This is a genomic window from Sphingosinicella sp., assembly GCF_052387495.1.
Lineage (GTDB): Bacteria > Pseudomonadota > Alphaproteobacteria > Sphingomonadales > Sphingomonadaceae > Allosphingosinicella.
Map to the genome: position 1 here is coordinate 1 of NZ_JBQTJC010000074.1, position 4,971 is coordinate 4,971.

A 4,971-nucleotide genomic window follows, 5' to 3' on the forward strand; every position below is an offset into this window, starting at 1 on the left:
GCCGCGGCGGCCGAGGACGTGGATCGTGCGGATCGCCGAATTGCCGAGCGCGTCGAAGGCGTGGGCGACGATGTCCGAGCCGACGAACTCGCCGGGCGTCTTGGCGAGGATGCGGGCGACGTCGAGCGCGACATTGCCGTTGCCGATCACCGCCGCCGCCGTCGCGTCGAGCGGCGGAGCGAGCGCGGCGAACTCCGGGTGGCCGTTATACCAGCCGACGAAGGCGGCGGAGCCGACCACGCCGGTCAGGTCCGCGCCCGGAATGTCGAGCGGCCGGTCGTTGGGCGCGCCGGTCGCCAATATGACCGCGTCGTAGAGGCCGCGCAGCTCGTCAATCGAGACGTCGCGCCCGACCAGCACGTTGCCGACGAAGCGGACATTGTCGCTGAGCGCCACCTTCTCATAGCGGCGGTAGACGCCCTTGATCGACTGATGGTCCGGGGCGACGCCGAAGCGGATCAGGCCGTAGGGGACGGGCATGCGGTCGATGATGTCGACCCGCACCTCGTCGCCATATTGCTTCTGAAGCGCCTCGGCGCTGTAATAGCCGGCCGGGCCCGATCCGATCACCGCGATGTGGCGCATGCCTTCTCCCTGCCCTGCCCAGCGGCGCGGATGCTAGCGCCGCGCGCCCGGGAGGCAAGGGGCGGCAGCCCGGCTCAAGGCGCGTTGGATCGCGACTTGTCCTCCAGCATCGCCGCCCCGCCCCGGCGCAACGCCGCTTCGATCGGCTGGGTGAAGAAGGAGAGGGCCGGCGGCAGCAGCATCTCGACCCGCACCACCTGCTCCTGCACGTCGAGCTGCGCGTTGACTTCCTGGCCAAGCGCCAGGATCTGCAGACCCAGCCGGTCGCCGGTCCAGGCCGAGCGGACCTCGGCCGCGCCCGGGATATGGTCCTTGAGGCTGCCGACGCCACTCTCGATCCGCCGCCGCGCCTCGGCCTGGCCGAGACTGTGCGGCAGATCGACCTTAATTGGTGTATTACTCATGCGATACAGCGTAGCGGAAACCGGGAGCCTTTCCTAGCCCCGGCCGCGGGACCTCAGGCCTGATAGAAGTTGCAGGTCCGCCGCTCCGCGCTGCTGAGGTTGCCGTTGTTGCTCAGCGTCTGGTTGGTGCGCTGCCGGACGTTGAACGCGCTCACATAGCGAATCTCGCGGCCCGAGAGGAAGCTGTTCGGAATGATCGGCTGGTAGACGTAGGAAACCTCGACCACCATTACCGCGGTGCCCGCGCTGGCCGAGATCGGGCTCGAGGCCGGACCGACATATTGCAGGCTGCTGTCATTCTGCCCCGTCCCTTCTCCGCCATAGGCCGAGTTGAAGACGCGCGCGCCGTCGCAACGCTGCCACCGGATCCATTGACCGTTGCCGGCCGCGTTGGGCTCGACGCTGGACAGGACGATGCGGCCGTTGTCGGGGAAGTCGATGCCCTCGCCGGTCAGCTTGGAGCCGGTGAAGATGTCGATGACATCGGCCTCGTCGATCGCGTCGCGGACGCGCGCGGCATTGTCCGCGGTGATCATCGCGATGTTGCTGATCCTGAGATGCGCCATCGCGAAATTCGCGGTTTCGAGCCCGAACAGGCCGAGCGTCAGCAGCACCGGCAGCGACATCGCGAACTCGGTGAGGGCGATGCCGCTGGTGCAGCGGCGCAACGCGGTCGCCCGGCGCCGGACGCGAGCGAACAGTCTCGGGGTCGCGATCAGCATGTCTCAAGCTCCCAGGCGGCGCCGTTCTGCCGCCATTGCAGGCGGTTCACGACCACCGACCGGCCCGCGTAAGGCTGGTTGCGCAGCACCGTCTCGCCGGAGATCGTGTTGCTGTTCGCCCAGCCGAGAAAGCGGTCGATCGGCACGATATTGGGCACGGCGAGGCTGACCTCGTAGCGGACGATGTCGTCGGCGCCGCCCATGCCGCTGCTGCCGCGGTCGGCGTCCCAGCTGTTGTTGCCGTTGGTGTCCTCCCAGCAATCGCCCTGATTGTAGGTGCCGACGGGATCGGTATCGATCAGCAGCTTCTCCGCGCGGCGGACGCCGGAGAAATCGTAATAGCTGGTGGTGCGCGTCGTGACCGTGCCGTGATTGGCGAAGTTGCTGAGCCGGGTGCGCACGCGCGCATCGATCTGGTTCATCGTCACGCCGCCGACCGTCGCCATCCGCGCCGCCTCGTGCAGCGCGCCCTGCAGCACCGAGGCGGCATAGGCGCGGTAGCCGAGCTCGAAAATGCCGAGCAGCAGCACGCACAAAGCGGGCAGGATCATCGCGAACTCGACGATCGTCGCGCCGCTCTCGTCGCGGCCGAGTCGGCGGAGGCGGAGCACGGTCACTGCGTCAGCCTCAGCGCGCCGATGTTGCTGCCGATCTCGCGGAAGCGCGCGATCAGCGCGTCGCGGTTTGCCGAGGTGGAGGCCTGGTTCGGATTGCTCGCGCACTCAATCATCTCCTGGCTCAGCGTCGTGCCAAAGGCGATCACCCAAATCGAGGCCCCTTGGCTGCGCGCTGCGTTGCAGGCCATCTTGAAGCGCTGCATATGACGCGTAAGCTGGCCGGAGGCGCTCGAGCTGCCGGTGATGCGCTGGTCGTTCACCTCGATGCCATAAGCCGAATAGACCGTCGAACTGGGCTCCAGCTGGCCGTCGGTCATGAAGATGATGTGACGCGAGACGGGCATGCCGGCGAACGTGTCGGTGCTGTCAGCGAAGATACCCGCGTTGGAAATCATCCGCGCACCCCAGATCATCCCGATGTCATGATAGGTGTTTCCGGTCGGATCCAGGTGCTGCACGTAGGATTCGAGTTGACCGCGGTTCCAGGCCTGGAGACGCCTGGCCTCCGCGGGACAGGGCGCGCTCGATTGCGCACCGCTGGTGGAGGAGGATCGCCGCCAGACGACGCTGGGCCATTGCGGCCGCCAGCGCGTCGCGTCGTTGTGCGGAATCAGATTGATGTTGAGATCGAAGGCGTTGGCCGGAATCGAGTAGCCGGAATTGCCATCGATCGTGTTGACCGTATCGCGCTCCTCGATGCAGCCGTTCCAGATAGCGGAACTGGTCCCCACGCCGCTGCCGGACAAAGCCAATTGCCGTACATCATACGATCCTTGCGTCGTGACATTGCCGTTGAAGTCCTCGGCGTCGCGGTCGCTGGCGTCCACATCGACCGCCACGGGGACAGCGTTGCCGAGCCTGTACTGGCTGGTGTCAAACGTGCGCTGTTCGAACCTGTCGTCCGTATAGGTCCACCGCCGGGTATAGGTGGTCGTGTTGACTGTCCGCGTGCGGCGACAGCTACGCGTATTGCTCGATGTGTCGGGCGCGCCCGCCCATCCCCAATCGACGCCCGCACTATTGTTGTTGCTGAAGCTGGCCGTCCAGGTGTCGGCGGGCGCAGGCCCACCACCGCTGGTCGGACTCGAGCTGAACCCGGAGAAGTTCTGGTTTCTGCCAAACCTGCCGCAATTGTTCCGCGAGATCCCCTGACCGTTGTTGAAGACCTCGATCACCGTCGACTCCGTTGGCGAGTTGGCCACGGGGCTGATCTCGGTGTTGAAGTTCGCGATCCGCGTCTGATAGCTCACGCTGCTCGCGAGATAGTCCGGGTTCACGTCGCGGATCAGGTTGCCGACGTTGACCGTTGTCGAATAGGGCACGACACCGTAGCGGAGCCGGAGGCCGTTCGACTCTAGTTGGGTCTGGACCGGTCGCAGCTCGTCATAGAGCGCCATGACCGCGTCACGCAGCGCAGTAATCTTTTTCTGCGAGTTTGCGGGTGTGTAATTCCCGTTGATATCCCGATCCATCGAGCCCGTGACGTCGAGCACCAACATGATGTCGGTGTTGACGAAGTTGAGCGCGGCATCGCAGGTCGCGTCGAGCGGCAACGTATTGAACCCGAACATCCGCATGATCGTGGTCGGGATCGTAGTGCTCGCGGTGACGCGCACTGTGCCAGAGGAAGGGCGGGAGACGTCGGGCGTGAAGCTCGCCGTGTTGTAGAGCCCCTGCGGGAAGTTGAACGCGAAGAAGCGCCGGGCCTCGTCGCTTACGGTGCTATTCATCGTATCATTCTGCATTACTCGCCGGCCGGCGAGTGCGGCGGCGTCGCAGGCGCTCTGCAGACGCGTCTTCGCCATATAGGCGCGGCTCATATCGACGCCGGAGCCGACCATCGCGGTCAGGGGCAACAGCGCCGCGGCGACGATCGCGAGCGTGTTGCCGCGCGTGTCGCGGGTGAGACTGGCAAGGAAGCCGCGGCGCGTATCGCGGCCGCGGCCAGGCGTGATGGGCATCCGGTTTCCTCCAAGGCCTTTTGAGGCTCTTCGCGAAACCGAATATGCCGCGTTAATCCTAAATCCCGTTCAAGCAGGATGGTTACCGGCGCCTTAGCCACGTTCTCCCCTCTGCGAGGCCGGGTCACTGGGTCAGCCTCAGCGCGCCGATGTTGCTGCCGATCTGGCGGAAACGCTCGATGAGCTGGTCGCGATTGGCCGAGGTCGAGGCCTGGTTGGCGTTGCTCGCGCAATTCTGCATGTCGGAGCTCAAGGTCGTGCCGAACGCGATCACCCAAACCGACGCGCTCATGTTCTTGGCCGCGTTGCAGGCCATGCGGAAGCGCTGCATGTGGCTCTCATACTGGCCGGTGGCCGAGCTACTGCCGGTCACCCGTCTGTCGTTGGTCTCGACGCCGTAGCTCGAATAGACGCTCGAACTCGGCTCGAGCTGGCCGTCGGTCATGAAGATGATGTGTCGGGCCACCGGCATGCCGTTATAGGTGTCGGCGCTGTCGGCGAAGATGCCCGCGCTGGAGATCAGACGCGCGCCCCAGATCATGCCGATGTCGTGATAGGTGTTGCCGGTCGGCTGCAGGCCGTTGATGTAGGATTCCATCGCCGTGCGGGACCATGCCTGCAGGCGCTTCGAAGCGGCCGGGCATGCGGTCGAGCTCATCTGCGAATAGCTGCTGCCGTTCGA

General features: G+C 65.4%; 5 protein-coding genes and 1 pseudogene. All 6 read right to left on the minus strand.

Features of this window, described 5'->3' with window-relative positions; all coding sequences use genetic code 11:
• Positions 1–585, minus strand: a 585-nt coding sequence (locus tag ACT4N8_RS04185) for an FAD-dependent oxidoreductase (RefSeq protein ID WP_444856880.1), incomplete at its 3' end; no start/stop codon positions are given.
• Positions 586–659: 74 nt separating this feature from the next.
• On the minus strand, positions 660–989 hold the full coding sequence (locus ACT4N8_RS04190; protein WP_444856881.1) for a polyhydroxyalkanoic acid system family protein: 330 nt from the start codon (positions 987–989) through the stop codon (positions 660–662).
• A 53-nt stretch (positions 990–1,042) separates the two neighbouring features.
• On the minus strand, positions 1,043–1,711 hold the full coding sequence (locus ACT4N8_RS04195; protein ID WP_444856882.1) for a TadE/TadG family type IV pilus assembly protein: 669 nt from the start codon (positions 1,709–1,711) through the stop codon (positions 1,043–1,045).
• Positions 1,705–2,328, minus strand: a complete 624-nt coding sequence (locus tag ACT4N8_RS04200) for a TadE/TadG family type IV pilus assembly protein (RefSeq protein ID WP_444856883.1) — start codon at positions 2,326–2,328, stop codon at positions 1,705–1,707. The genes ACT4N8_RS04195 and ACT4N8_RS04200 overlap by 7 nt, the downstream gene beginning before the upstream one ends.
• Positions 2,325–4,289 carry a pilus assembly protein gene (locus tag ACT4N8_RS04205; protein WP_444856884.1) on the minus strand — a complete coding sequence of 655 codons (1,965 nt, stop codon included), beginning with the start codon at positions 4,287–4,289 and terminating at the stop codon, positions 2,325–2,327. The genes ACT4N8_RS04200 and ACT4N8_RS04205 overlap by 4 nt, the downstream gene beginning before the upstream one ends.
• Before the next feature lie 124 nt (positions 4,290–4,413).
• A pseudogene (locus ACT4N8_RS04210) lies at positions 4,414–4,971 on the minus strand (hypothetical protein); the annotation flags it as partial.